This is a genomic window from Dactylosporangium sp. NPDC049140, assembly GCF_040648435.1.
Window position 1 is genome coordinate 169,351 of the sequence record NZ_JBEZDS010000012.1, and the last position, 24,707, is coordinate 194,057.

Genomic DNA, 24,707 nt, shown 5'->3' on the forward strand with positions numbered 1-24,707 from the left:
GCTAAGCTTCCCCGGTGCCGACCGTCCTGATCCTGGGCGGCACCGGGGAGGCCCGCCGGCTGGCCTCGGTGCCGCTGCCGGGGTACCGCGTGATCTCCTCCCTCGCCGGCCGCGTCGCCGACCCGGTGCTGCCGGCGGGAGAGGTCCGCATCGGCGGCTTCGGCGGCCCCGACGGGCTCACGGCCTACCTCCGCGCCGAGCGCGTCGACGTGGTGGTGGACGCGACGCACCCCTTCGCCGCGCAGATCTCCGCCAATGCCGCATCCGCCTGCGCCTCGGCCGGGACGCGTCTGCTGGTGCTCCGCCGGCCGGGCTACGCGTTCGGCGGGCACCGGGTCGCGTCGCTGCGGGAGGCCGCCGCACTGGTGCCGTCGCTGGGGGAGCGGGCCTTCCTCACCACCGGGCGGCAGAGCCTGCCGTACTTCCGCGGTCTCGCGATGTTCCTGCTCCTGCGGTGCGTCGACCCGCCCGAGGACGTTCCGTCCAACGTAGAGGTCCGGCTCGACCGTGGACCGTTCACTGTGGACGGTGAGACAGCGCTCCTGCGCGAGCACCGCATCGACGTCCTGGTCACCAAGGACAGCGGCGGCGCCCTGACGGCCGCGAAGCTCGACGCCGCACAGGCCCTGGGGATCCCGGTGGTGGTCGTCGACCGCCCACCGGTCACCCCGGGCGTTCCCGTGCTGTCCACAGTGGACGAGGTGCGCCGGCTACTGCTTCCGTAGCCAGAACCGCAGCCCGGCCGCCTCGTGCTCCACGGCGCCCGGCCACGGTTCGAGGCCGGTGCCGAAGGCCGTCGCCAGCACCTCGTCGGCGATCGCCGCGGCGTGCTCGCCGAGGGCCTGCGCGGTCTCCGGGTCGTCCGTCACGTAGCGCAGCTCGATGCGGTCCGCCACCTCCAGGCCGGTCGCCTTCCGTGACTCCTGCACCTGCCGGATCACCTCGCGGGCGATGCCGGCGCGGCGCAGCTCGGGCGTGATGTGCAGGTCGAGCGCCACGGTCGCGCCGGCATCGCTGGCCACCGCCCAGCCCTCGCGCGGCGTCTCGGTGAGGAACACGTCGTCGCGCTCGAGCGTCACCGGCTCCCCGCCGACGTCGAGGGTGGCCGTGCCCGTCTCGCGCAGCGCGGCGCTCAGCGCCGCGGCGTCGGTGGCGGCGACGGCGGCCGCGATCTCCTGGACGCGCTTGCCGTACCGCTTGCCGAGGCTGCGGAAGTTGGCCTTGGCCGACGTGTTCACCAGCGAGCCGGTCAGCGACTCGACGGCCTGCACGTTGAGCTCCTCGGCGAGCAGCTCGAGCAGCGGCGCGTCGAGGCCCGGCACCGAGACCAGGACCCGGGTGAGGGGCTGGCGGGTCTTGACCGCCGCGTCCGCGCGGGCGGCCCGGCCGAGCTCGACCAGGCGCCGCACGAGCGCCATCTGCTCCGACAGGCCGGGATCGACCAGGGCCGGGTCGGCGACCGGGTAGGCGGCCAGGTGTACCGACTCCGCCGCGCCGGGCGTCGTGGACACGACGAGGTCCTGCCAGACCCGTTCGGTCACGAACGGGGTGATCGGGGCCATGAGCAGCGTGACGGTGGTGACCGCCTCGTGCAGGGTGGCCAGGGCGGCCGGGTCGCCGCGCCAGAACCGGCGCCGGGCCCGCCGCACGTACCAGTTCGACAGGTCGTCGACGAACGCCGCGAGCAGCCGCCCGGCCTTCTGGGTGTCGAAGGCGGCCATCGCCGCGTCGACCGCGCCGACGAGCTGGTGGAGCTCGGAGACGACCCAGCGGTCCAGCACCGGCCGCTCGGCGACCGGCACGGTCTGCTCCGGCGTCCAGCCCGCGGTGCGCGCGTAGAGGCTCTGGAACGCCACGGTGTTCCAGTACGTCAGCAGGACCTTCCGCACGACCTCCTGGATGAGCGTCGGCCCGACCCGACGCGCCGACCATGGCGAGCCGACGGCGGCCATGAACCAGCGCACCGCGTCGGCCCCGTGCTGCTCCAGCAGCGCCATCGGCTCCAGGATGTTGCCGAGGTGCTTGGACATCTTGCGGCCGTCCTCGGCCTGGATGTGGCCGAGGCAGACGACGTTGCGGTAGCTGGACCGGTCGAACACCAGCGTGCCGACCGCCATGAGGGTGTAGAACCAGCCGCGGGTCTGGTCGATCGCCTCGGAGATGAAGTCGGCCGGGTAGCTGCGCTCGAAGAGCGCGGTGTTCCGGTGCGGGTAGCCGTACTGTGCGAACGGCATGGCGCCGGAGTCGTACCAGGCGTCGATGACCTCCGGCACGCGCCGCGCGGTCGCGCCGCAGGCGCAGGGCAGGGTGACCTCGTCGATGTAGGGCCGGTGCGGGTCGAGGCCGGACAGGTCGCGGCCGGCCCGTTCGCCGAGCTCTTCGAGGGACCCGACGCAGGTGAGGTGCCCCTCATCGCAGCGCCAGATCGGCAGCGGGGTGCCCCAGTAGCGGCTGCGCGACAGGGCCCAGTCGACGTTGTTCGTCAGCCAGTCGCCGTACCGTCCGTGCTTGATCGACTCCGGGTGCCAGTTCGTCTGCTCGTTCTCCCGCAGCAGCGCGTCCTTGATCTGCGTGGTGCGGATGTACCAGGACGGCTGCGCGTAGTACAGCAGCGGCGTGTGGCAGCGCCAGCAGTGCGGGTACGAGTGCTCGTAGCCGGCGTGCCGGAAGAGTCTTCCGGTCCTCGTCAGCTCCTCGACCAGGGTGGCGTCCGCGTCCTTGAAGAAGACGCCGCCGACCAGGTCCAGCTCGGCCTCGAACCGGCCGTCGGGGCGGATCGGGTTCACCATCGGCAGGTCGTACGCCTTGCAGGTGGCGTAGTCGTCGGCGCCGAACGCCGGCGCCTGGTGCACGAGGCCGGTGCCGTCCTCGGTGGTGACGTACGTGCCGAGGACCACGAAGTGCGCGCCCTCCATCGGCACGAGGTCGAACGGCCGGCGGTACGTCCAGCGCTCCATCTCCTTGCCGGTGAACGACTCCCCGGTGGTGGTGAACCGCTCGCCGAGCGCCTTGCCGACGAGCGGCTCGGCGACGACCAGGCGCTCCGTGCCGTCGGTGGCCACGACATAGGTGACATCCGGGTGTACCGCCACCGCCGTGTTGGACACGAGCGTCCACGGCGTGGTCGTCCACACGAGCAGGGACGCGTCCTTCGGGCCGGACGTCAGCGGGAACCGCACGAACACCGACGGGTCCGTGACCGTCTCGTAGCCCTGCGCCAGCTCGTGGTCGGACAGGCCGGTCTGGTCCCGCGGGCACCACGGCGAGACCCGGAAGTCCTCGGTGAGCAGCCCCTTGTCGAAGATCTGCTTGAGCGACCACCACACCGACTCGATGTACTGCGGGTCCATGGTCCGGTACGCCCGGTCCATGTCGACCCAGTAGCCCATGCGCTCGGTGAGCCGCCCGAACGCGTCGGTGTGCCGGGTGACCGACTCGCGGCACTTGGCGTTGAACTCGGCGACGCCGTAGGCCTCGATGTCCTGCTTGCCGGCGAATCCGAGCTCCTTCTCGACGGCGAGCTCCACGGGCAGGCCGTGGCAGTCCCACCCCGCCTTGCGCGCGACGTGGAAACCCTTCATGGTCTTGTACCGCGGGAAGACGTCCTTGAACACGCGCGCCTCGATGTGGTGGGCGCCGGGCATGCCGTTGGCGGTCGGCGGGCCCTCGTAGAACACCCATTCGGGCCGGTCTTCGGACTGCGCGAGGCTGCGCCCGAAGACGTCGCGCTCCTTCCAGAGCGCGAGCACCTGATGATCCAGCTCGGACAGGTCGACCTGGGCCGGAACCGGACGATACATCTCGCTACCCCTCAGTCGTCGCTACTCGCCCCTTCGACGCGGGCGCCGAGTACGCGGCGCCGAGTATAGGCCGAGCGGGGGTGGCGCGGTTTGGGGATACGCGGCCCCTGGCCGGGCGCATATTGTTCAGCCAACGACAGCGGCGACATTCCGAGGACGGAAACCACATGAGCGACTACGACGACGGCGGCCAGCTCGACCCCGGCTTCACGGGCGACGAGCAGCCCGACTTCGGCGGCCAGGACGCCGGCTTCGGCCACTTCGAGGCGGGCCAGGAGCACAGCGCGGCCGACCAGCTGCACGAGGACCACGGCGCGGAGAACAACTTCAGCAACCAGTTCGGCGTGTTCGAGCACGACCACGCCCAGGCGGAGACGACCGCGCTCGAGCACGGCCAGCACATGGAGTACAGCGCCGGCTACGACGAGGGCGAGCAGCCCTCCTTCACCGGCGGCGACATCGACGACCTGCACAGCCGCCTGGGCAACCTGGGCGGCGAGGACGAGTCCGGCTCGGCCGGCCTCGGCGTGGCGGACCGCTGACCTTTCGACCGACCCCGGCCGGGCGACGAACCCGGCCGGGCCCTCGCAACCGAACCCGGAGCCGCCGATGCCCGGCGAGGCCGCGCACTACGACATGCCTGACGCCCGGAGTCAGCGGCCGCGCATCATCGATCGCGCCGGGACGCCGGTCGCGGGAATCCTTCCCGTGGTCCGCCGCGCCGACCGGAGTGCCATCGGTTCGCTCGCCGGACAGCTGGATCTTCCGGGTCACTGGGACTCGCCCCCGACGAACGCCGAAGTCGCCGCCGACTTCGGGTTGGGTGAATGACCGTCCTGCCCGCCTACGCGGCCGCGGACTCCTCGATCAGGTCGTCCTCCGTCGCGCCGCGGCGCCAGTAGCCGGTGAAGGTCACCCGGCGCTTGTCGAAGCCCCGCTCCTGGACGAGGTGGCGGCGCAGGGCCCGCACCTCGCCCGACTCGCCCGCGATGAAGGCGTACGGCACCCCCGGCGGGAGCTCGGCCGACCGTACGGGCGCCACCAGGCCCGACGGGCAGTGCACGCCCGCCGTGCAGCGCGACGGTGCGGCGGCGATGAACGCGTGCACCGGCAGGTCGGCGCCGACGAAGGAGCGGATCGCGTCCAGGGCCGGCACCGCCGTCTCGTCGCCCGCGAGCAGGACCCACTCGGTGCCGGGCGGCGGCTGGAAGTCCACGCCGCCGTTGTCCGGGACCGTCGGGCCCAGCACGAGCAGGCGGTCCCCGACGCTCACGTCCGTGGCCCAGCGGATCGCCGGGCCGCCGCCCGGGTGCAGGGCGAAGTCGACGTCGAACTCGCCGTCCCGGGCCGCCGCGACCGTGTAGGTGCGCATGATGCCGCGGGTCGCCGGGTCGAGGCGGCGCCACTGCGGGTACCAGTCGTCGTCGCGCGGCACGATCGCGGCGGACTGGCCCGGGGCCGGGAAGAACAGCTTGAACCGCTGGTCGCGCCCGCCGCTGGCGAAGCGCTCGAGCGCGTCGCCGGCGAAGGTGACGCGCACCGCCGAGGGGGTCAGCGCCGTGTGCGCGACGACGTGCACGTCGAAGAAGTCGTAGGTCACGACGCGACCTTCTTCGCCCCCGTCAGCGCCTTGGCCAGGGTCTCCAGCGCGCCCGCGCACCCGGCGTGGCTGAAACGCGGCTCGCTCTGCCACGGCACGACCTGGCCCGCCTTGACCGCGGCGAGGCCGGCCCACGTCGGCTTGGCGGTGAGGTCCTTGGGCTGCAGGGCCTGGGCGCGACTGTCCAGCAGGATCACATCGGCCTTGTACTTGTCCGCGTTCTCCCAGCTCAGGTTCTCGAAGTACCCGCCGGTGACGGCCCCGGGCGCGATGACCTCGACACCGAGCTCCTGGTAGTAGCTCAGGTCGGCGTACACCTTCGGGTCCGAGACGTAGAGCAGGTCCGGGCTCGCCGAGGCGGCCAGCACCTTGAGGCCCCCGTTGGCCTTGACCGCCGCCTTCACCGCGTCCGCGGCGGCGTCGAAGCGGGCCTTGGCGTCGGCGACCGGCCTGGCCGCGAGGTCGGCGCCGAGGGCCTGGGCGAGGTCGGCGTACCGCTGGATGACCTTCGGCAGCGAGGTGCGCGACACCGTGATGCCGACGCTCGGGGCGAGCGCGAGGATCTTGTCCCTGCTGTCCTCCGGCACGTACCAGAGCTGGTTCGGCTCGTACATGTTCGTGACGAGCAGCTCCGGGCGCAGCGCCGCGTACTTCTCGATGTTGAACTCGCCCCAGGCGTTGCCGAGCGACTCGACCCTGGCCGGGTCGAGCTCGCCGGCCAGGGCGTCCTTGCCGCCGTCGGCCGTCTTGATCGGGCCGAAGGTGCCGGCGATCGCCGACGTCACGCCGAAGTCGTGCAGGGCGGCGGCGGTGCCGACGTAGGCGACGACCTTCTTCGGCGCGGCCCCGAGGCTCACGTTGGTGCCGCGGTCGTCGGTGAAGGCGAACGGACCGCCGCCGCTCGCCGCCGGGCCGGCGCCGGACTTGTCGTCCCCGCAGGCGGCGAGCGCGCCGAGGCCGAGAACGCCGGCCAGCAGGCCGCGGCGGGACACGTTGAAGGACATGGTGGGTTGCCTCTCTCTCGATCGGTGCTTAGGGTAGCCTCACCTAAGTTGATCGTGTCAAGGCGGTACCTTTTGCACCCATTCGCACGCCTCGCCGGGGCGGTCGGCGTCCTCGTCGTGGTCCTGGCGGCCAGCCTCGCCATCGGCGCCCGGGCCCTCAGCCCGGCCGAGGTGTGGCACGGCCTGACCGACGCGGGCTCGGCCGGCGCCACCGTCGTGCGCGACCTGCGGCTCCCGCGCACCGTCCTGGGCCTGCTCGTCGGCCTCGCGCTCGGCCTGGCCGGCGCGCTCATGCAGGCGCTGACCCGCAACCCGCTCGCCGACCCCGGCCTGCTCGGGGTCAACGCCGGCGCGTCGGCGGCGGTGGTGAGCGCCATCGCGTTCCTCGGCGTGACGGACCTCTCGGGCTACGTCTGGTTCGCCTTCGGCGGGGCGGCCCTGGTGTCCGTGCTGGTCCATGCCGTGGCCGGAGGGCGCGGCTCGTCCCCGGGCAGCCTGGCCCTCAGCGGTACCGCGGTCAGCGCCGCCCTGTACGCCTACGTCGCCGCGGTCCAGCTGCTGGACACCGCCTCCCTGGACCGGATGCGGTTCTGGACCGCCGGCTCGCTCGCCGCGGCCCGCCCCGGCACCGCGGCGCTGATCGCCCCGTTCGTGCTCGCCGGCGCCGTCGTCGCCGCGCTGCTGGCCCGCCCGCTCAACGCCCTGGCCCTCGGCGACGACCCGGCCCGCGCGCTCGGCGCCCACCCGGGCCGCATCCGCGTCCTCGCCGCCGTGTCGATCGTGCTGCTGTGCGGGGCGGCGACCGCGGCCTGCGGCCCGATCGTGTTCCTCGGCCTCATGGTGCCGCACCTGGTCCGCCCGTTCACCGGCGCGGACGTGCGCCTCCTGCTGCTGTTCAGCGCGATCCTGGCTCCGGCCCTGCTGCTCGCCTCCGACGTCCTCGGCCGCGTGGTCGCCCGCCCCGGCGAGCTGCAGGTCGGCGTGGTCACCGCGGTCGTCGGCGGCGGCTTCTTCCTGGCCATCGTGCGCCGGCGGCGGACCACGTGAGCCGGCGCGGGCGCATCCGGGTCGTCGGGGTCAGCGCCGCCCTGGCCGCCGTCGCGATCGTCGTCGCGCTGGTCGCGATCGGCAGCGGCGACTACCCGATGAGCCTCGCCGGCGTCGTACGCACGCTGTTCGGCCGGGGCTCGCCGGCCGACGAGTTCATCGTGCGGGACCTGCGCCTGCCCCGGGTCGTGACCGCCCTCGCCGCCGGGGGCGCGCTCGCCCTGGCCGGCGCGCTGTTCCAGTCCCTCGTGCGCAACCCGCTCGGCAGCCCCGACGTGCTCGGCTTCACCCAGGGATCGGCCACCGGCGGCCTGCTCGCGGTCGTGGTTTTCGGCGGCGGTACCACCGCCGTGGCCGCCGGCTCCGTGCTGAGCGCGATCGCCACCGGCGCCGCCATCTACCTGCTGGCCTGGCGCGGCGGCGGGCACGGGCACCGGCTGATCCTCGTCGGCATCGGCGTGGCCGGCATCCTCACCGGCGTCAACAGCTACCTGCTCATCCGGGCCGACATCGTCGACGCGGCCCGCGCCGTGCTCTGGCTGACCGGCAGCCTCGACGGCCGCGGCTGGGGCCACGCCGCCGTCGCCGGCGGGGCGGTCGTGCTGCTCGCCCCGGTCGTCGCCGCCCTCGGCCCGGCCCTGGCCAACCTCGAGCTCGGCGACGACCCGGCCCGCGCCCTCGGCGTCGGCGTCGGCTTCGTGCGCCTGACCGCGCTGGCCGGGGCGGTGCTGCTCGCCGCCGCGGCGTCGGCCGCCGCCGGGCCGGTGCTGTTCGTCGCGCTCACCGCCCCGCAGCTGGCCCGCCGCCTCACCGGGGCGTCGGGCCCGAACCTGCTGCCGTCGCTGTTCCTGGGGGCCGCCCTGCTCACCGGGGCCGACGTGCTGGCCCAGCGCCTCTTCCCCGGCCGCCAGCTCCCGGTCGGCGTCGTCACCGGCCTGCTCGGCGGCGGGTACCTGATCCTGCTGCTGGCCCGCACCGCAAGGAGAGCCCGTGTCTGACCGCCTGCGCGGCACCGGCCTGACCCTCGGCTACGACGGCCGCACGGTCGCCGATGGCCTCTCCATCGACATCCCGGACGGCTCCTTCACCGTGATCGTCGGCCCCAACGCGTGCGGGAAGTCGACGCTGCTGCGCGCCCTGGCCCGGGTACTGCGCCCCAAGGCCGGCACCGTCCTGCTCGACGGCCGCGACATCGCCACCCGCCCGGCCCGCGAGGTCGCCCGCACCCTCGGCCTACTCGCCCAGACCGCGATCGCCCCCGACGGCATCACCGTCGCCGACCTGGTCTCCCGCGGCCGCTACCCGCACCGCGGCCCGCTGAGCACCTGGAGCGCCGCCGACGAGGCGGCCGTGCGGTGGGCCCTCGACGCGACCGCGGTCACCCCGCTGGCCACCGCGTTCGTCGACGAGCTCTCGGGCGGCCAGCGCCAGCGCGTCTGGATCGCGATGGTCCTGGCCCAGGAGACGCCGCTGCTGTTGCTGGACGAGCCGACCACGTACCTCGACATCGCCCACCAGATCGACATCCTCGAGCTGTGCGCGCGGCTGCACCGCGAGCACGGCCGCACCCTGGTCTCCGTGCTGCACGACCTGAACCTCGCCGCCCGCTACGCCACCCACCTCGTGGCCATGCGCGACGGCCGCATCCGGGCCGAGGGCCCGCCGGCCGAGGTGGTCACGGAGGCGCTGATCGAGGAGGTCTTCGCGCTGCCCTGCCGCGTGATCCCCGACCCGGAGACCGGCACCGCGCTCGTCATTCCCCGTCGCCGCGCGGGCTCCACCCGGCCGACGGGGTGACCGGGCGCGGGGTGTCGAGCGGACCGACCGGGCGGCCCTCGTACTGCGTCGAGAGCACCACGTGCGTGCGGAGCTCGCCGTGCGTGCCGATCCGCTCGACCACGCCCTCGAAGTGGGTCAGGTCCCGGGCCCGCAGCTCCAGCAGGGTGCAGTACTCCCCGGAGAGGCGGTGGATCGCGGCCACCTCCGGGTAGTCCGCCTCGGCCGTCGTGCGCAGCAGGCACGCGCCCGGGCGGCAGCGCAGCTGGACGAACGCCCGGACCTCCTGCCCGACCGCGGCCGGGTCCACCGTCGCGCGGTAGCCCGCGATGACGCCCGCCTCCCGCATCCGCCGCACGCGCTCGGCCACGGCGGGCGGCGACAGGTGCACCCGCCGGGACAGCTCGTTGAACGACAGCCGCGCGTCGGCCTGCAGTTCGGCGAGCAGGCGCCAGTCGACCGCGTCCGGTTCGAACGATCGTGAAGTGGCCATGCCGATCACGGTACGAGCGCAAGGTCTTTCGCGGGTACCGGCCGGCGCCGGCCATGGGCCAACGGTCCCGATCTGCCTACGGTTTAGTGGCATGACCTGGTTGTGGATGGCCGCCGCGATCGGCGGCTTCGCGCAGTCCCTCGCCGGCGCCGCCGGTGCCCTGCTCGCCGAGCGCGTCGGCGGCGGACCCGCGGCGGCCGGCCTGCCGCAGGCCGCGCTCGTCGCCGGGGCGGCCCTCGCCGCGCTCGCCCTGTCCGCGCTCACCCGGCGCGCCGGCCGGCCCCGGGCGCTCGCGGCCGGCGCCCTGACGGCGGCCGGTGGCTGCGCGGTCGTGATCGTCGCGGGGCACCTCGGCAGCCTGCCGCTCGTGCTCGCCGGCACGCTGCTGTCCGGGGCCGGGAACACGGCGGTGACCCTGACCCGGTACGCGGCGGCCGAGCTCGCGGGCACGATGACCGCCGTGCTCACCGCGACGGCCGCGGGCGCGGTCGCCGGGCCGCTGCTGCTCGGGTTCGCCGACCCGTACTTCGTGGCCGCGGCCGGCTTCGTCCTCGCCGCCGCCTGCTACCTGCCGGTGCGGGGGCGGGCGGCGGCGCCCGTGACCGCGACCGCGCGGCCGCCGGCGCCGGCCGGGCCGCCGAGCCGGGCCGGGCTCGCGATCCTCACCTGCGCGAACCTCGTCATGGTCGGGGTGATGACGTTCGCGCCGGTGCACCTGGCGCACGCGGGCGCGTCCCGCACCATGATCGGCCTGGTGGTCAGCGCCCACATCGCCGGCATGTTCGCCCCGTCGGTCGTGTCCACGCGCCTGGTGGCCGCGGGCGGGGCCGCCCGCACCGCGCTGCTCGGGGCCGGCGTGCTGGTCCTGGCCTGCGTGGGGGTCGGCGCCGGGGCGCTCGTCGCGGGGCTGTTCCTGCTCGGCGCGGGCTGGAACCTCTGCCTCGTCGCGGGCAGCACCCTGCTCGTCGACGGTGTGCCGGGGCCCGCGCGTCCCCGGCTCGAGGGCTGGGGCGAGGTCGGCATGGGGGCGGCCGCGATGACCGGTGGCGGGCTGTCCGGACCCCTCGCCGCGAGCGCCGGCTACCCGGCCCTGGCCTGGACCGGGGCCGCGCTGGCGGCCGCCTTCGCCGTCGTCGCGCTGATGAGCGGCGTCAGGCGGGGTAGCGGCGCGGGGTCCACACCACCGGAGGGCCGCCGTCCTCGCGGTCGCGGACTCGCGTCTGGGACGAGCCGATGATGAGCAGCGTGCGCATGTCCACCTCGGACGGGTCCAGCTCGGCCAGGCGCACCACCCGCACCGACTCCTCCGGACCCCCCACGTCGCGGCCGATCACCACCGGGGTGTCGGCCGCGCGGTGGGCCAGCAGGAGGGCCTTCGCCGCCTCGACCTGCCAGGTGCGGGACTTCGAGCCGGGGTTGTAGACGGCGATGACGAGGTCCGCGCGCGCCGCGGCCTCGAGGCGGGACGCGATGACGTCCCACGGCTTGAGGCGGTCCGACAGCGACAGCACGCAGAAGTCGTGGCCCAGCGGGGCGCCCGCGCGGCTCGCCACGGCCTGGGCCGCGGTCAGGCCCGGCAGGACGCGGACCGGCACGTCCTTCCAGCGCGGCTCGGCCGCGACCTCCAGCACCGCGGCGGCCATCGCGAACACGCCCGGGTCGCCGGAGGAGACGACCGCGACGCGGCGGCCCTCCTTGGCCAGGGCCAGCGCGAACTCGGCGCGCTCGGCCTCGACGCGGTTGTCGGAGGCGTGCCGGCGCTGGCGCGGGTTGCCGGGGACGCGGGCCAGGTAGGGGCCGTAGCCCACGAGGTCGTCGGCGGCGGCGAGCGCGGCCTGGGCCTCGGGCGTGAGCCAGTCGCGCCCGCCCGGGCCGAGGCCGACGACGACCACCTCGCCCAGGGGTGCCGGCGCGGGCCGCTCGGCCAGGGCCGCGGCGGTCTCGTCGTGCACGCGGGAGGGCAGCAGGGCGATGGAGAAGTACGGCACCGAGCCCGCGTCGACCTCGGCCAGCGGGGCGGCGCGCTCGCCGGCGGTGGTGGCGCGCTCGACGTACCAGGCGTCGTCGAGCCGGCCCGCCCGCTCGAGCGCGTCCCGCACCTTGCCGAACGTGCGGCCCAGCTTCAGCACCGCCGCCGAGTCGGTGGCGGCGAGGCGCTCGGCGAGCACCTCCTCGGGCAGGGTGCCGGGCAGCACGGTGAGCACCTCGTCGCGCTCGACGAGCGGGCGGCCGAGCACCGCCGCGGCGGCGGCCACGGACGTCACGCCCGGGACGACCTCGGTGGGGTAGCGCTGCCGCAGTCGCTTGTGCATGTGCATGTAGGAGCCGTAGAACAGCGGGTCGCCCTCGCAGAGCACGGCCACGTCCCGGCCCGCGTCGAGGTGTGCGGCCAGCCGCGCCGCCCACGCGTCGTAGTGCTCCTCGATGACGCCCCGGTAGTCGGGCGTGTCCTCGGTCGTCACCGGGTAGACGAGGGCCTCCTCGATCTGCTCCGGGCGCAGGTACGGCGCGGCGATCGCGCGGGCGATGCTGCGGCCGTGGCGGGCGCTGTGGTAGGCGACGACGGGCGCCGCGGCGATCAGCCGGGCCGCCTTCACCGTCATCAGCTCGGGGTCCCCGGGCCCGAGACCTACGCCGTACAGCCGTCCACTGTCCTCGCTCATGCTGCGCCACTCATTCCGATTCGCTCGCGATCGCGTTGACGGCGGCGGCCGTCATCGCGCTGCCGCCCCGGCGGCCGTGCACCACCAGGTGCTCGAGGCCGGACGCGGCCAGCGCCGCCTTCGACTCGGCGGCGCCGATGAACCCGACCGGGATGCCGATCACCGCGGCGGGTGTGCCGGCCCCCTCGGCGACCAGCTCCAGCAGCCGGAACAGGGCGGTGGGGGCGTTGCCGACGGCCACCACGGCGCCGTCGATGCGGCCCCGCCAAAGCTCGAGCGCGGCCGCGCTGCGCGTGTTGGCCAATTCTAGAGCCAGCGGCGGTACCGCCGGATCGCGCAGCGTGCACACGACCTCGTTGTCCCGGGGCAGCCGCGCGCGGGTCACCCCCGACGCGACCATCTCGGCGTCGCAGAGGATCGGCGCGCCCGACCGCAGGGCGGCGCGCGCGGCCGCGACGACGCCGGGGGAGTAGCCGACGTCGGCGGGCAGGTCGACCATGCCGCAGGCGTGGATCATGCGGACCGTGACCCGGGCCACGTCGTCCGGCAGCCCGGACAGGTCGGCCTCGGCCCGGATGGTGGCGAACGAGCGCCGGTAGATCTCGGCCCCGTCGCGGATGTACCCGCTCACGCCGTCACCTCCGCAGGCTCCGGCGCCGGCGCGACAAAGCTGTGCCCATGGTGAGCGGCCCCAACGCCCAGTCTGGCTCGATGTCGCTTCGCGGAGATCGACCCAGACCGGGCGCCGCTTCGCTCCGGACCGCTCACGCCGCCACCTCCGCAGGCTCCGGCGACGGCGCGACAACACTGAGCCCATGGTGAGCGGCCCCTCCGCTCCGCTCCGGACCGCTCACGCCGTCACCTCCGCAGGCTCCGGCGACGGCGCGACAACACTGAGCCCATGGTGAGCGGCCCCTCCGCTCCGCTCCGGACCGCTCACGTCACGCTCCGGCGGTAGCCCGCGCCCGTCGCCAGCATCTCCACGTGCCTTCCCTTCGGCGCGCCGCACCGGCGCTCGCATCCGACCCAGTGCGCCGGCTCGTGCGTGCCCGCGGCCACCGCGGCCCGGGCGTCCGCGCGGACGTCGGCGAGCGCCTTGGCGCAGCCCGGCCGGCCGGCGCACGCGGTCACCCCGGCCCACGGCGAGGCGGGGTCGGCGACGAGTCCGGACGCCACAGCGTCGGACATCGCCGGAGCCGGGACCACGACGGTCCGCCACGGCGTGACGATGATCTCTTCCGCCGCGGCCGCGAGCGTCGCCGACTGGGCCGCGGTGAGCAGCCCGAGCGGCACGACGAGCACCGCGGACGAGCCGTGGATCCCGGGCTCGGGCGCGTCCGAGCGCGCGAGCCGGACGGTCGCGAGTCCGGTGCCGAGCCGCGCGGCGACCCGGGCCGGGCCGTCGGCCAGCTCGGCGAGCCGCCACGCGTTGGCGCCCTGCGCGGCCCGCTCGGCCAGGAAGGCCTCCGCGGCGCGTACGAGCAGCTCGGGGCCGCCGTGAAGCTCAGTGGGTACACCCGCCAGAACCAACCGGGAACCGTGTCGGCCCACGTCGCCGAGCAGCGGCGTCACGTCGCCGCGGCCGTCATCGATCGTGGCCAGGAACCGGCCCGGCAGCGCCGCGAGGGCGGGCGAGGCGCACAGCAGCGCGTCGAGCTCGGCGACCAGCGGGCGGACCGCGGCGCCCAGCGGGCTGGCGACGATGTTGCGGACCCGCTCGTGGGTGGCCGAGGGCAGCAGGCCGGCGTCGGTCAGGCGGGCCGCCAGCTCGTGCTCGGCGCCCGGCCGCAGCGCCCTGACCTGCACGTTCCCGCGGGAGGTGAGCTCCAGGGCGGGGTCCCCGAGCTCGGCCGCGGCGGCGCCCAGGACCGCGAGCTGGGCCCCGGTGATCCGCCCGCCGGGCAGCCGGACGCGCGCCAGCCCGCCGTCGGCGGCCGCGTGGACCTGCACGGCGCCGGGGCACCGGTCGGGGGCGTCGCGTCCGCTGGGAGCCTGCACGGGGCGGATACTACCTGCGCTTGACGGCGCCCAGGCTCGTCCTGAAGAGTTGGCGGCGCTGTACAACGGCGATGTGGGAGGAACCCGGTGCGAGTCCGGGACGGTCCCGCCACTGTGACCGGAGACGATCCGGGAGCCAGGATACTTTCCGTCGCCGGACCCAACCCACCGTCTTGGGGCGCGGACCCCGAGGGAGGACCGGCGTGATCCTGCTGCTGTCGACGTCCGACACCGACCTGCTCAGCGCGCGGGCCAGCGGCGCCGGCTGGCGCCTGGCCAACCCGTCGCGGACCACCGTGGACGACCTGCCCGGGCTGGCCGCGGGCGCCGAGCTGATCGTGGTGCGGTTCCTGGGGGCGTACCGCGACTGGCAGGACGGCCTCGACACGCTGCTCGCCACCGGGCTCCCGGTGGTGATCCTCGGCGGCGAGCAGGCCCCCGACGCCGAGCTCATGAGCCACTCCACGGTGCCGGCCGGCCTCGCCGCGCAGGCCCACGCCTACCTGGCCTTCGGCGGCCCGGCCAACCTCGCCGAGCTGCACCGCTTCCTCTCCGACACGGTCCTGCTCACCGGCCACGGCTTCGCCGCCCCGGTCGAGACGCCCGTGTGGGGCGTGCTGGAGCGCACGGCCGCGCCGGTCGACGGGCCGACCGTGGCCGTCATCTACTACCGGGCCCACCACGTGGCCGGCAACACCGCGTTCGTCGAGGGCCTGTGCACCGCGCTGGAGGCCGAGGGCGCCCGCCCGCTGCCGGTCTTCGCCGCGTCGCTGCGCACCGCCCCGCCCGAGCTGCTCGACACCCTGCGCCGGGCCGACGCGCTCGTCGTGACCGTGCTCGCGGCCGGCGGCACCCGCCCGGCCGACGCGCAGGCCGGCGGCGAGGACGAGGCCTGGGACGTCGGCGCGCTCGCCGCGCTCGACGTGCCGATCCTGCAGGGGCTGTGCCTGACCAGCAGCCGCGAGACGTGGGACGGCAATGACGACGGGCTGTCGCCGCTGGACACCGCGACCCAGGTCGCCATCCCGGAGTTCGACGGGCGGCTCATCACGGTCCCGTTCTCGTTCAAGGAGGTCGACGAGGACGGCCTGACCGTCTACGTCGCCGACCCGGAGCGGGCGGGGCGCGTGGCCGGGATCGCCGCGGCCCACGCGCGGTTGCGGCGCCTGGCCAACGCGGACAAGCGGATCGTCGTGATGCTGAGCGCGTACCCGACGAAGCACTCCCGGATCGGCAACGCCGTCGGCCTCGACACGCCCGCCAGCGTGGTGCGGCTGCTGGCGGCGCTGCAGGAGCGCGGGTACGACCTCGGGGAGGGCTTCCCGTCCGACGGTGACGCGCTCATCCACGAGCTCATCGCGGCCGGTGGGCAGGACGTCAACTGGCTCACCGAGGAGCAGCTACAGGGCAACCCGGTCCGCATTCCGGCTTCGGCCTATGTCTCGTTCTTCAACGGCCTGGACGAGGGCCTCCGGGCCGGGATGGAGCGGCACTGGGGCCCGGCGCCCGGCGAGCTGTTCGTCGACCCGTCCGACGGCGCCATCGTGCTCGCGGCGCTGCGGCGGGGCAACGTGGTGGTGATGGTGCAGCCGCCGCGCGGCTTCGGCGAGAACCCGGTCGCCATCTACCACGACCCCGACCTGCCGCCCTCGCACCACTACCTGGCCGCGTACCGGTGGCTGGCCGACGAGTTCGGCGCCCACGCGGTCGTGCACGTCGGCAAGCACGGCAACCTCGAGTGGCTGCCGGGCAAGACGGTCGGGATGTCGGCCGGCTGCGGCGCGGACGCGGCCCTGGGCAACCTGCCGCTCATCTACCCGTTCCTCGTCAACGACCCGGGCGAGGGCACCCAGGCCAAGCGCCGCGCGCACGCCACGCTCGTGGACCACCTGGTGCCGCCGATGGCCCGCGCCGACTCGTACGGCGACATCGCCCGCCTGGAGCAGCTGCTCGACGAGCACGCCACGATCGCCGCGCTCGACCCGGCCAAGCTGCCGGCGATCCGGGCCCAGATCTGGACCCTGATCCAGGCGGCCAAGCTCGACCACGACCTGGGCCTGGACGACCGGCCGCACGACGCCGAGTTCGACGACTTCCTGCTGCACGTCGACGGCTGGCTGTGCGAGGTCAAGGACGTGCAGATCCGCGACGGGCTGCACATTCTGGGCCAGGCGCCGTCCGGCGAGGCCCGCGTCGACCTCGTCCTGGCCATGCTCCGGGCCCGGCAGATGTGGGGCGGCCAGGTCGCCGCGCTGCCCGGGCTGCGCGAGGCGCTCGGCCACGACGAGTCCACTGTGGACCGGGCGGCCGTCGACGACGTCGAGGCGCGGGCGCGGGCGCTGGTCGCCGCCATGGAGGGACGAAACTGGTCCTCAGCCGATTTTTCGGATATTTCCGATAATCCGGAAGTTGTACGAGTTCTGCGCTTCGCGGCCGAGGAGATCGTGCCGCGCCTGGAGCGCACCACCGACGAGCTCACCATGGTGCTGCACGCGCTCGACGGCGGCTACGTGCCCGCCGGGCCCAGCGGCTCGCCGCTGCGCGGGCTCATCAACGTGCTGCCGACCGGCCGCAACTTCTACTCCGTGGACCCCAAGGCCGTCCCCTCGCGGCTCGCCTGGGAGACGGGGCAGGCCATGGCCGACTCGCTGCTCGCGCGGTACCGCGCCGACCACGGCGACTGGCCCCGCTCGGTCGGGCTGTCGATGTGGGGCACCAGCGCCATGCGCACCGCCGGCGACGACATCGCCGAGGCGCTCGCCCTGCTCGGCGTCCGTCCGGTGTGGGACGAGGCGTCGCGCCGGGTCACCCGGCTCGAGCTCATCGACCCGGCCGAGCTGGACCGGCCGCGCATCGACGTGACCATGCGCATCTCCGGCTTCTTCCGCGACGCCTTCCCGCACGTGGTGGCGCTGCTGGACGACGCCGTCCAGCTGGCCGCCGCGGCCGACGAGCCGGTCGACGTGAACTTCGTCCGGGCGCACGTCGCGGCCGACGTCGCCGAGCACGGCGACGAGCGGCGGGCGACCCTGCGCGTCTTCGGCTCCAAGCCCGGCGCCTACGGGGCCGGCATCCTGCCGCTCATCGACAGCCGGAACTGGCGCGACGACCGCGACCTCGCCGAGGTCTACGCGGTCTGGGGCGGCTACGCGTACGGCCGCGGCGTCGACGGGATCGCGGCGCGGACCGACATGGAGGGCGCCTACAAGCGGATCAGCGTGGCGGTCAAGAACACCGACACGCGCGAGCACGACATCGCCGACTCCGACGACTACTTCCAGTACCACGGCGGCATGGTGGCGACCGTGCGTGCACTGACCGGGCGGGCCCCCGCGGCGTACGTCGGCGACAGCACGAACCCGGACGCCGTGCGGACCCGGACGCTCAGCGAGGAGACCGCGCGGGTCTTCCGGGCCCGGGTGGTCAACCCGCGCTGGCTCGCCGCGATGCGCCGGCACGGGTACAAGGGGGCGTTCGAGCTCGCGGCCACGGTCGACTACCTGTTCGGCTTCGACGCCACCGCCGGGGTCGTGGCGGACTGGATGTACGAGAAGCTGGCCGAGTCCTACGTGTTCGACCCGGACAACCAGAAGTTCCTGACCGAGTCGAACCCGTGGGCGCTGCACGGCATCACCGAGCGCCTGCTGGAGGCGGCCGAGCGGGGCCTGTGGGAGCACCCCGAGCCGTCTACTTTGGACGGACTGCGCGAGGTGTACCTCCAGACGGAGGGCGACCTCGAGGACGACGCCTAGGGCCGCCGGTGCGCCGCGGCGACGACGGTGCTGTAGCGCACGACGAACGCGTCCGGGGTCCGGATGCCGGCGAGCACCGCGCTCAGCGTCGCGGGCGGCAGCCGGTTGACGAAGCCGGACGTCGACAGCTGCTCGAGCCAGTCCGCGCGGGTGTACTCGCGCTCCCACGGCAACGTCCACGGCTCCGGGTCGGTGAACGCGTTCGTGGCGCGCAGGCCGTCGGCGGCCCGGTCGGCGAGCGGGCGGTAGGCCTCGCCGCCGAACGAGAACCGCGGCGGCAGCGGCACGTGGCCCCGCAGGGCCTCCGCGGTGGCCTCGGCGACCTCCGGCGGCGGCTCGACGCCGTTCCAGAACAGGGCGACGAGCCCGCCCGGCCGCAGCGCCCGCGCCACGGCGGCCGCGCCCGCGCCGGGCTCGACCCAGTGCCACGTCTGCCCGGCGACGACGGCGTCGAAGACGCGCCCGGCCGGGTCCCACTCCTCGATCTTCGCGACCTCGACCTCGAGGCCCTGGCGGCGCGCGACCTCGGCCATGCGCTCGTCGGGGTCGACGCCGAGCACGGTGCGCCCGGCCGCCCGCAGCTGCCGGGCGACGATGCCGGTGCCGCAGCCGACGTCGAGCACGGATGTTCCGGGACTCTGCGCGACGATGCGCTCGATGAGGGCGTCGGGGTAGCCGGGGCGGGCCCGGTCGTAGCGCTCGGCGTCGGCGCCGAAGGACTCCGCGACCGCTCGCTGCTCGTGCGGTAGAGTGGGCATGTGCCCACGCTAATGGGCAAGCGCCCACTTAGCAAGGGAGTTCGGCATGCCGACCGGGGTCGCCATCCGTGACGTCCGCGAGCAGCTCTTCGAGGCCGCGGACCGGGTTCTGCTGCGCGACGGCCCGAGCGGCCTGACGAGCCGCGCCGTCACGACGGAGGCCGGGGTGGCGAAGGGCGTGCTGCACAAGCACTTCGCGGACTTCGACGACTTCCTGGCGTCGTTCGTGCTCGACCGGGTGGACCGCATGGCCCCGCAGGCCCTGGCCCTGCGCTCGGCGGCGGGCACCGGGACCGTGGCCGGCAACGTCACCGACGCGCTGGTGGCCGTGTTCGGCTCGGTCGCGGTGGCGATCGTGGCGCTGGTGACGTTCCGCGACGAGCTGCGGGCCCGGCTGCGCGAGACCTGGCCGGCCGGCGTGCCGGTGCTGACCGAGGCGGCCCGCATGCTCGCCGACTACCTGGAGGCGGAGCGCGACCGGGGCCGCGTCGCGCCGGGCCCGGACGTCCAGGGCCTGGCCGGGATGCTGATCGGCTCCGCGCACCTGCTCTTCGCCGACCGGACGGGCCCGCCCCCGACGCGTGCGGCGGTGGAGCGAGCGGTGTGCGGCGTGCTCGACCTCGCCGCCGGCTGACTACGTGCGGCCGGCGCCTACCGCAATGCGGCAGTCGTCCGCGCCGGCCGGCCAGGCCCGGCAGGCTCCGCCGGCCTCGACGCGGGGGTGTCCTCGTCGGCCACGACAGTCGTCGGGCTGCCGCCGTGGCCGTCCCGCAGGCAAGCGCGCACGATCACCGTCGTCACAGCGCGCCGGCCAGCCGCTCGTACGTGGGTGCGAGCGCACGCAGGGTCCGCTCCGCGCCGGCGCGGTCGTCGTTGACGAGGGCGTACTGCAGCTCACCGACCAGCATCGCCTGATTTTCCAGGATTTCGGCGGCCTCGTCGGTGTGCAACGCCGCCGCGTCGGCCAGCCGGCGGGCGCCCACGCGCACGGCGAACCACGTCAGGAACCCGAGCACATCGTCCGGCAGCCCCGCGGCCACGCGGTCGGCCAGCCGGTGCACGGCCTCGGCGCCGCCCACGGTCCCCGGCGGCGGAGCCAGGTCCGCCCGGCCGCGCAGCCACGCCGCGAACGCCGGCCGGGCCTCCCGCAGCGCGACCTCGGGGGAGACCTCGCGGTCGCGCGAGAAGCCGAAGCGGATGGTGTACTCCGTGCTGCGGTACGCGATCGTCTCGCCCTTCCAAGCCGCGAGGAACGCACCGGTGGGCAGCGTCGCGAAGGGGTGCCCGTGCGGGTCGTGGAAGCGCACCCGCTCGTCGTCGGCCGCCAGCACCGCGACGAAGTGGTCCGCCTCGATCGGGGCGGTCATGCCGGGCTGGTGCCGGAAGAGACCCATCTCCATCGGCCCGGCGAGCGCGGGCCCGGCCTCCAGCGCCGTGTGCAGCAGCTCGAGCGCCGCGGCCGGGCCGTCGGCGCCGCGGCGCGAGCAGGTCCAGCCCAGGCGCCCGATGGCGTCGTCGAGGCCGAGGTCGGGGTCCCAGCCGTACGGGTCGAAGAGCGGCAGCCGGCCACTGAGCAGGCAGAAGCCGAACGGCGAGCCGGTGAGCACCTCGATCACGGCCGGTGCCGGCGCCCCGGGGCCGAGCACCATGGCGAGGGAGTTGGCGTAGCAGTACGGGCCGGAGCCGATGTAGGGAACCATGCGCCCCACACTGCGGCTTCACCCCGCGACAAGGTCAAGCTTCAGAGCGGCGACGGCGGGGTCGGCACGCCCAGGGCCGCCGCCAGGTCGAGGGTCCGCCGCGGTGTGCGGCAGATGCGCTCCGCCGAGCCCTGGAACAGCGCCGGCGCCGCCGGGTGGGCCCGCATCTCGGCCCGGGACAGGGTCGCCGCCGCCGCCCGCGCCGCCTCGCTCAGCACCGGGACCAGCGCCTGCAACGACGCCGACCACGCCAGCAGCGACGCGGTCCAGGGCACGTGTGCGAACCGGGCCGCCTCCGCCGCCAGCCGGTCCCACGGCAGGTCGAGCCACTCCCGGGAGCGCAGCACCGGCTCCTGCCACTCGGCCTTCGCCCGGGCCCAGTAGTCGTCGCGCGCGGGAACGCTGTAGATCGTCCCGTCCGGGAAGGACGCCGCGGTCAGGTTCCAGCCGTGGCACGCGCCGGTGTCGAGGCCGAAGACGAGGCCGTCCCGCAGCAGGGGCTCCCGCCCGGTCACGTGGTGGCCGAACGCGACCGGCTTCGGACCGGTGTACCGCTCGTGCCAGTGCACGTCACCGAGCAGCCGGGCGCCGGCCGTCGTGCCGCACAGCAGCTCCTCGGGCTGGGAGCCGAGCGGTTCGCCCGGGACGAGCGCCGCGTGGACCACGCGGACGTGGGCGTTTTCGAACCAGTACGGCAGCGACGCCATCCAGGCGACCGCGGACCCGTACGCGGGGCCGAGCTGCAGGCGGGTGATCTCCTGGGCGTACGAGTAGATCCCCCGCACGTGCTTGCGCTCGTGGTTGCCCATCACCGCGACGGAGTTCGGCCGCCGCCGGAACAGCTCCACGACGGCGCCGGGGGAGGGGCCGCGGTCCACGAGGTCGCCCACGCTCACGAGCAGGTCGTCGTCGCGCAGGCCGGCCAGCGACAGCAGCGAGACCAGCTCGTCATGACAGCCGTGAATGTCTCCGACGACGATCGTGCGCCCCATCCGCGCGACGGTACCGTCCCGTCGAGATATTCACATTCTACTTTTAACCGGCTACCCTGCCCGGCGGGAGCCGCGCGCGTTGACATCGACTGTCCGTATGTCAGCCGCGTCGCCGCCGCGCTCGGATGCGCGTCGGCGGCTGCGCACCCCCGAGGAGTACCGATGCAACTTTCATCGACCGCCCGGCGTATCGCGGTCGGGGCCCTCGTCGTGGTCACCGCCGCCCTGGGCCTGATCGCGCTCGAACGGCCCCAGCCGGCCGCCGCGCACGGATCGCTCACCGACCCGCCGTCCCGCAACTACGGCTGCTGGGCCCGCTGGGGCTCCGACTTCCAGAACCCGCACATGGCCGACACCGACCCGATGTGCGCCCAGGCCTGGCAGGCCAACCCCAACACGATGTGGAACTGGAACGGCCTCTACCGCGAGGGCGTCGCCGGCAACCACCAGGCCGCGATCCCCGACGGGCAGCTGTGCAGCGGCGGCCGTACCCAGAACGGCTTCTACGCCTCCCTGGACACGGTCGGGCCGTGGATCGCCGCCACGAAGCCGAACAAGTTCACGCTCACGCTTACCGACCAGGCCCAGCACGGCGCGGACTACCTGCTCATCTACATCACCAAGCAGGGCTTCGACCCGGCCACGCAGCCGCTGACCTGGAACAGCCTGGAGCTCCTCCAGCGCACCGCCCGGTATGCGCCCGCCCCGCAGTACCAGGCCGAGGTCGACGCCGGCACCCGCACCGGCCGGCACGTCATCTACACCATCTGGCAGGCCAGTCACCTGGACCAGTCGTACTACCTGTGCAGCGACGTGATCTTCACCGGCCAGGGCGGGAGCACGGGCTCGCCGACGCCGTCGGCGTCCGCGTCCCGGTCGCCGTCGGCCAGCGCGTCGCCGTCGCGGTCGGTGAGCTCGTCGCCGTCGCGGTCGGCGAGCACCTCGCCGTCCAACCCGGGCTCGCCGGGGCCGGGCGGCTGCTCGGCGTCGTACGCGAAGACGTCGGAGTGGGCCGGCGGCTTCGGGGCCAACGTGACGGTCACCGCCGGCTCGGCGGGGATCAGCTCCTGGACGGTGAAGATGACCTTCGCCAACGGCCAGACCGTGAGCAGCTACTGGAACGCGACGCTGACATCGAGCGGCTCCACGGTCACCGCGGTGAACGCCGGCTACAACGGCCGGCTGAGCGCGGGGCAGAGCACGAGCTTCGGGTTCAACGGTACCTGGAACGGCACGAACAACGCGCCGGCGCTTACCTGCTCCGCGCAGTAGGTCAGCGGATCCAGTGGTCGTACGGGTGACGGCCGGGACGGAAGCCTGACGCCTCCGCGAGGGCGGCGGCGCCGGCGAACCCGGCCGCCACCGCGTCGGGCCGGTGCGCGTCGCTGCCGAAGCTCACGGCGGCGCCGCCGGCCTCGCGCCACCAGCGCAGCAGGGTCGGCTCCAGGGTGCGGCGGGTGTTGACCTCCAGGGCGCGGGACTGCCCGGCGAGGGTCTTGAGCACCTGCCGCACCTCGTCCTCGTGGTCCTCGATGCGGAACACGTATCCGGCGGGCACGTACCGCACCGGGTAGTCCAGGTGCGTCAGCGTCGAGAAGTCGCCGAACGCCTCAAGCATCCGCACGGTCTCGGCGAAGTAGTCGCGCAGCACCTCGCGGACGGGCCGGGTCGCGTACTCGTCCTCGACGAGCCGGTCCAGCCCGTCCACGCGTACCGAGTGCAGCGAGCCGATCACCCGCTCGAACGGCGCGCGGGCGAGCAGCGCGGCGGCCGGCCCGGCGAACCAGTGCGGCTCGCCGAGCTCGACGCCGGTGATGATGCGCAGCTCGGGGTACTTCGCACGGCACCGGTCGATCGCCGCGAGGTACCCGTCGACGTCCAGGGGCGGCGGCGCCAGGTGCGTGGCGTCGGCCATGTGCGGGGTCCACCGCTCGGGCACCCGGTCCGCCTCGACCGTCCACGACACGAAGTCGGTGTGCTCGGTGAACGCGATGGCGGGCAGCCCGAGCTCCACCGCCCGCGCGCACGAGCCCTCCATGTCGCCGGTCCGGGTGTCCCAGGAGAACTCGGAGTGGGTATGCAGATCGGCGGGCAGGCTCACGCCGTCACCTCCGCTTCGCTCCGGTGCCGGCGCTACAGAACTGTGCCCATGGTGAGCGGCCCCTCCGCCCAGTCTGGCTCGATGTCGCTTCGCGGAGATCGACCCAGACCGGGCGCCGTTTCGCTCCGGACCGCTCACGTGCCCAGCTTACGGGCGGGCCAGGATCTCGCCGTGCAGCACCGACAGCCAGCCGTCCGGGTCGCCGGCCCACTGCCGCCAGCCCGCGGAGAGCCGGTCGAGCTCCTCCTGCGGTACCCCCGCCGCCAGTGCCTGCCGGGCCATCGCCGACTGCCGGACGCGGTCGGCCCACATGCCGCCCCACCACGAGCGGTCCTGGTCGTCGGCGAAGCACCAGGTGCTCGACGTGGCGGTCACGTCGGCGAACCCGGCCTCGCGGGCCCAGGCCAGCAGCCGCCGCCCGGCGTCGGGCTCGCCGCCGTTGGCGCGGGCCATCCGCTGGTACAGGGCCATCCAGTCGTCGAGCTCGGGCAGCTGCGGGTACCACGCGAACGCCTTGTAGTCGCTGTCGCGCACGGCCACATAGCCGCCGGGCTTGCACACGCGGCGCATCTCGCGCAGCGCCAGTACGGGGTCGGCCACGTGCTGCAGCACCTGGTGGGCGTGCACCACGCAGAACGTGTCGTCGGGGAACGGCAGCGCGTGCACGTCGCCCAGCACCACCTCGGCGTTGTCCACCCCGGCGAGCCCCTCCCGGGCCACCGCGACGGCCTCCTCGGTGACCTCCAGCGCGGTGACCCGCGCGACGCGCCCGGCGAGGTCCCGCGTGATGGTGGCCGGACCGGCGCCCACGTCGAGCACGTACATCTTGTCGAGGAGGACCGGCAGCAGGTAGGCGGCGGAGTTCTCGGCGGTGCGCCAGCGGTGGGAGCGCAGCACCGACTCGTGGTGCCCGTGGGTGTACACGTTGGAAGGCATGTCCCAGAGGTTAGTATTTGCTTCCCATAATTCGGAACCATCTTCCCAATATATGATCTGCGGGATGACCGGATCGGTCCGGTGGGA

The 24,707-nt window shown here is 74.5% G+C and carries 22 protein-coding genes and 1 riboswitch; of the genes, 10 read left to right on the plus strand and 12 right to left on the minus strand.

Annotated features, from left to right (window positions below; genetic code table 11):
• Nucleotides 1–14 precede the first annotated feature (14 nt).
• Complete coding sequence (locus AB0B76_RS21735; protein ID WP_360377852.1) at nt 15–725, plus strand: cobalt-precorrin-6A reductase; 711 nt, start codon at nt 15–17, stop codon at nt 723–725.
• On the opposite strand, the gene ileS is transcribed toward AB0B76_RS21735, so the two are convergent.
• Nucleotides 711–3,800 carry an isoleucine--tRNA ligase gene (gene ileS / locus AB0B76_RS21740; RefSeq protein ID WP_360377855.1) on the minus strand — a complete coding sequence of 1,030 codons (3,090 nt, stop codon included), beginning with the start codon at nt 3,798–3,800 and terminating at the stop codon, nt 711–713. The genes AB0B76_RS21735 and ileS overlap by 15 nt on opposite strands.
• A 167-nt stretch (nt 3,801–3,967) precedes the next feature.
• Between ileS and AB0B76_RS21745 the strand changes: the two genes are divergently transcribed.
• Together AB0B76_RS21745 and AB0B76_RS21750 are read left to right on the plus strand one after the other, a co-directional pair.
• Entirely contained in the window at nt 3,968–4,342 is a 375-nt protein-coding gene (locus tag AB0B76_RS21745) for a hypothetical protein (protein ID WP_360377857.1), read from the plus strand.
• 67 nt (nt 4,343–4,409) lie between these two features.
• Complete coding sequence (locus tag AB0B76_RS21750) at nt 4,410–4,631, plus strand: prevent-host-death protein (protein WP_360377860.1); 222 nt, start codon at nt 4,410–4,412, stop codon at nt 4,629–4,631.
• Nucleotides 4,632–4,644: 13 nt separating this feature from the next.
• Here the strand turns inward: AB0B76_RS21750 and AB0B76_RS21755 are convergent, their stop codons facing one another.
• A complete protein-coding gene (locus AB0B76_RS21755) occupies nt 4,645–5,400 on the minus strand; it encodes a siderophore-interacting protein (RefSeq protein ID WP_360377863.1) in 756 nt (251 codons plus the stop codon).
• Nucleotides 5,397–6,404 carry an ABC transporter substrate-binding protein gene (locus tag AB0B76_RS21760; protein WP_360377866.1) on the minus strand — a complete coding sequence of 336 codons (1,008 nt, stop codon included), beginning with the start codon at nt 6,402–6,404 and terminating at the stop codon, nt 5,397–5,399. The genes AB0B76_RS21755 and AB0B76_RS21760 overlap by 4 nt, the downstream gene beginning before the upstream one ends.
• A gap of 72 nt (nt 6,405–6,476) precedes the next feature.
• Between AB0B76_RS21760 and AB0B76_RS21765 the strand changes: the two genes are divergently transcribed.
• From AB0B76_RS21765 to AB0B76_RS21775, 3 genes are read left to right on the plus strand one after another with little or no spacing between them, the layout of a single operon-like run.
• Nucleotides 6,477–7,451 (plus strand): iron chelate uptake ABC transporter family permease subunit, encoded by a 975-nt coding sequence (locus AB0B76_RS21765; RefSeq protein ID WP_360377868.1) that lies wholly within the window; start codon nt 6,477–6,479, stop codon nt 7,449–7,451.
• The gene (locus AB0B76_RS21770; protein ID WP_360377870.1) at nt 7,448–8,449 is read left to right on the plus strand and encodes an iron chelate uptake ABC transporter family permease subunit; all 1,002 of its coding nucleotides are present in this window, start codon (nt 7,448–7,450) and stop codon (nt 8,447–8,449) included. The genes AB0B76_RS21765 and AB0B76_RS21770 overlap by 4 nt, the downstream gene beginning before the upstream one ends.
• Nucleotides 8,442–9,248 (plus strand): ABC transporter ATP-binding protein, encoded by an 807-nt coding sequence (locus AB0B76_RS21775; protein WP_360377873.1) that lies wholly within the window; start codon nt 8,442–8,444, stop codon nt 9,246–9,248. Before AB0B76_RS21770 ends, AB0B76_RS21775 begins: the two co-directional genes overlap by 8 nt.
• On the opposite strand, the gene AB0B76_RS21780 is transcribed toward AB0B76_RS21775, so the two are convergent.
• Entirely contained in the window at nt 9,205–9,720 is a 516-nt protein-coding gene (locus tag AB0B76_RS21780) for an Lrp/AsnC family transcriptional regulator (RefSeq protein WP_360377875.1), read from the minus strand. The two genes, AB0B76_RS21775 and AB0B76_RS21780, sit on opposite strands and share 44 nt — an antisense overlap.
• 91 nt (nt 9,721–9,811) lie before the next feature.
• Here AB0B76_RS21780 and AB0B76_RS21785 point away from each other — a divergent pair, with 91 nt between their 5' ends.
• Nucleotides 9,812–10,957, plus strand: coding sequence for a hypothetical protein (locus AB0B76_RS21785; protein ID WP_360377877.1), 1,146 nt, complete (start codon nt 9,812–9,814; stop codon nt 10,955–10,957).
• On the opposite strand, the gene AB0B76_RS21790 is transcribed toward AB0B76_RS21785, so the two are convergent.
• The 3 genes from AB0B76_RS21790 to AB0B76_RS21800 form a co-directional block, all read right to left on the minus strand.
• Nucleotides 10,872–12,383, minus strand: a complete 1,512-nt coding sequence (locus AB0B76_RS21790) for a precorrin-2 C(20)-methyltransferase (protein WP_360377879.1) — start codon at nt 12,381–12,383, stop codon at nt 10,872–10,874. The two genes, AB0B76_RS21785 and AB0B76_RS21790, sit on opposite strands and share 86 nt — an antisense overlap.
• 10 nt (nt 12,384–12,393) lie before the next feature.
• The gene (locus tag AB0B76_RS21795) at nt 12,394–13,014 is read right to left on the minus strand and encodes a precorrin-8X methylmutase (RefSeq protein WP_360377882.1); all 621 of its coding nucleotides are present in this window, start codon (nt 13,012–13,014) and stop codon (nt 12,394–12,396) included.
• A gap of 305 nt (nt 13,015–13,319) precedes the next feature.
• The gene (locus AB0B76_RS21800; RefSeq protein ID WP_360377884.1) at nt 13,320–14,381 is read right to left on the minus strand and encodes a precorrin-3B synthase; all 1,062 of its coding nucleotides are present in this window, start codon (nt 14,379–14,381) and stop codon (nt 13,320–13,322) included.
• Nucleotides 14,382–14,417: 36 nt separating this feature from the next.
• Nucleotides 14,418–14,549: riboswitch (cobalamin riboswitch) on the plus strand.
• A 35-nt stretch (nt 14,550–14,584) separates the two neighbouring features.
• Between AB0B76_RS21800 and cobN the strand changes: the two genes are divergently transcribed.
• Nucleotides 14,585–18,133: a cobaltochelatase subunit CobN gene (cobN, locus tag AB0B76_RS21805; RefSeq protein WP_360377887.1), complete on the plus strand. Its 3,549-nt coding sequence runs from the start codon at nt 14,585–14,587 to the stop codon at nt 18,131–18,133.
• Here the strand turns inward: cobN and AB0B76_RS21810 are convergent.
• Nucleotides 18,130–18,891, minus strand: a complete 762-nt coding sequence (locus tag AB0B76_RS21810) for a class I SAM-dependent methyltransferase (RefSeq protein ID WP_360377889.1) — start codon at nt 18,889–18,891, stop codon at nt 18,130–18,132. The genes cobN and AB0B76_RS21810 overlap by 4 nt on opposite strands.
• Before the next feature lie 46 nt (nt 18,892–18,937).
• On the opposite strand from AB0B76_RS21810, the gene AB0B76_RS21815 reads away from it, so the two are divergent.
• Nucleotides 18,938–19,525 (plus strand): TetR family transcriptional regulator, encoded by a 588-nt coding sequence (locus tag AB0B76_RS21815; RefSeq protein WP_360377891.1) that lies wholly within the window; start codon nt 18,938–18,940, stop codon nt 19,523–19,525.
• Between the two features lie 163 nt (nt 19,526–19,688).
• Here the strand turns inward: AB0B76_RS21815 and AB0B76_RS21820 are convergent, their stop codons facing one another.
• A complete protein-coding gene (locus tag AB0B76_RS21820) occupies nt 19,689–20,591 on the minus strand; it encodes a hypothetical protein (RefSeq protein WP_360377893.1) in 903 nt (300 codons plus the stop codon).
• Between the two features lie 41 nt (nt 20,592–20,632).
• Nucleotides 20,633–21,583, minus strand: coding sequence for a metallophosphoesterase family protein (locus AB0B76_RS21825; RefSeq protein WP_360377895.1), 951 nt, complete (start codon nt 21,581–21,583; stop codon nt 20,633–20,635).
• Nucleotides 21,584–21,745: 162 nt separating this feature from the next.
• Between AB0B76_RS21825 and AB0B76_RS21830 the strand changes: the two genes are divergently transcribed.
• A complete protein-coding gene (locus AB0B76_RS21830; protein ID WP_360377897.1) occupies nt 21,746–22,855 on the plus strand; it encodes a lytic polysaccharide monooxygenase in 1,110 nt (369 codons plus the stop codon).
• A 1-nt stretch (nt 22,856) separates the two neighbouring features.
• On the opposite strand, the gene AB0B76_RS21835 is transcribed toward AB0B76_RS21830, so the two are convergent.
• Nucleotides 22,857–23,684: a histidinol-phosphatase HisJ family protein gene (locus tag AB0B76_RS21835; RefSeq protein ID WP_360377899.1), complete on the minus strand. Its 828-nt coding sequence runs from the start codon at nt 23,682–23,684 to the stop codon at nt 22,857–22,859.
• Between the two features lie 147 nt (nt 23,685–23,831).
• A complete protein-coding gene (locus AB0B76_RS21840; protein WP_360377901.1) occupies nt 23,832–24,620 on the minus strand; it encodes a methyltransferase domain-containing protein in 789 nt (262 codons plus the stop codon).
• Nucleotides 24,621–24,707 lie beyond the last annotated feature (87 nt).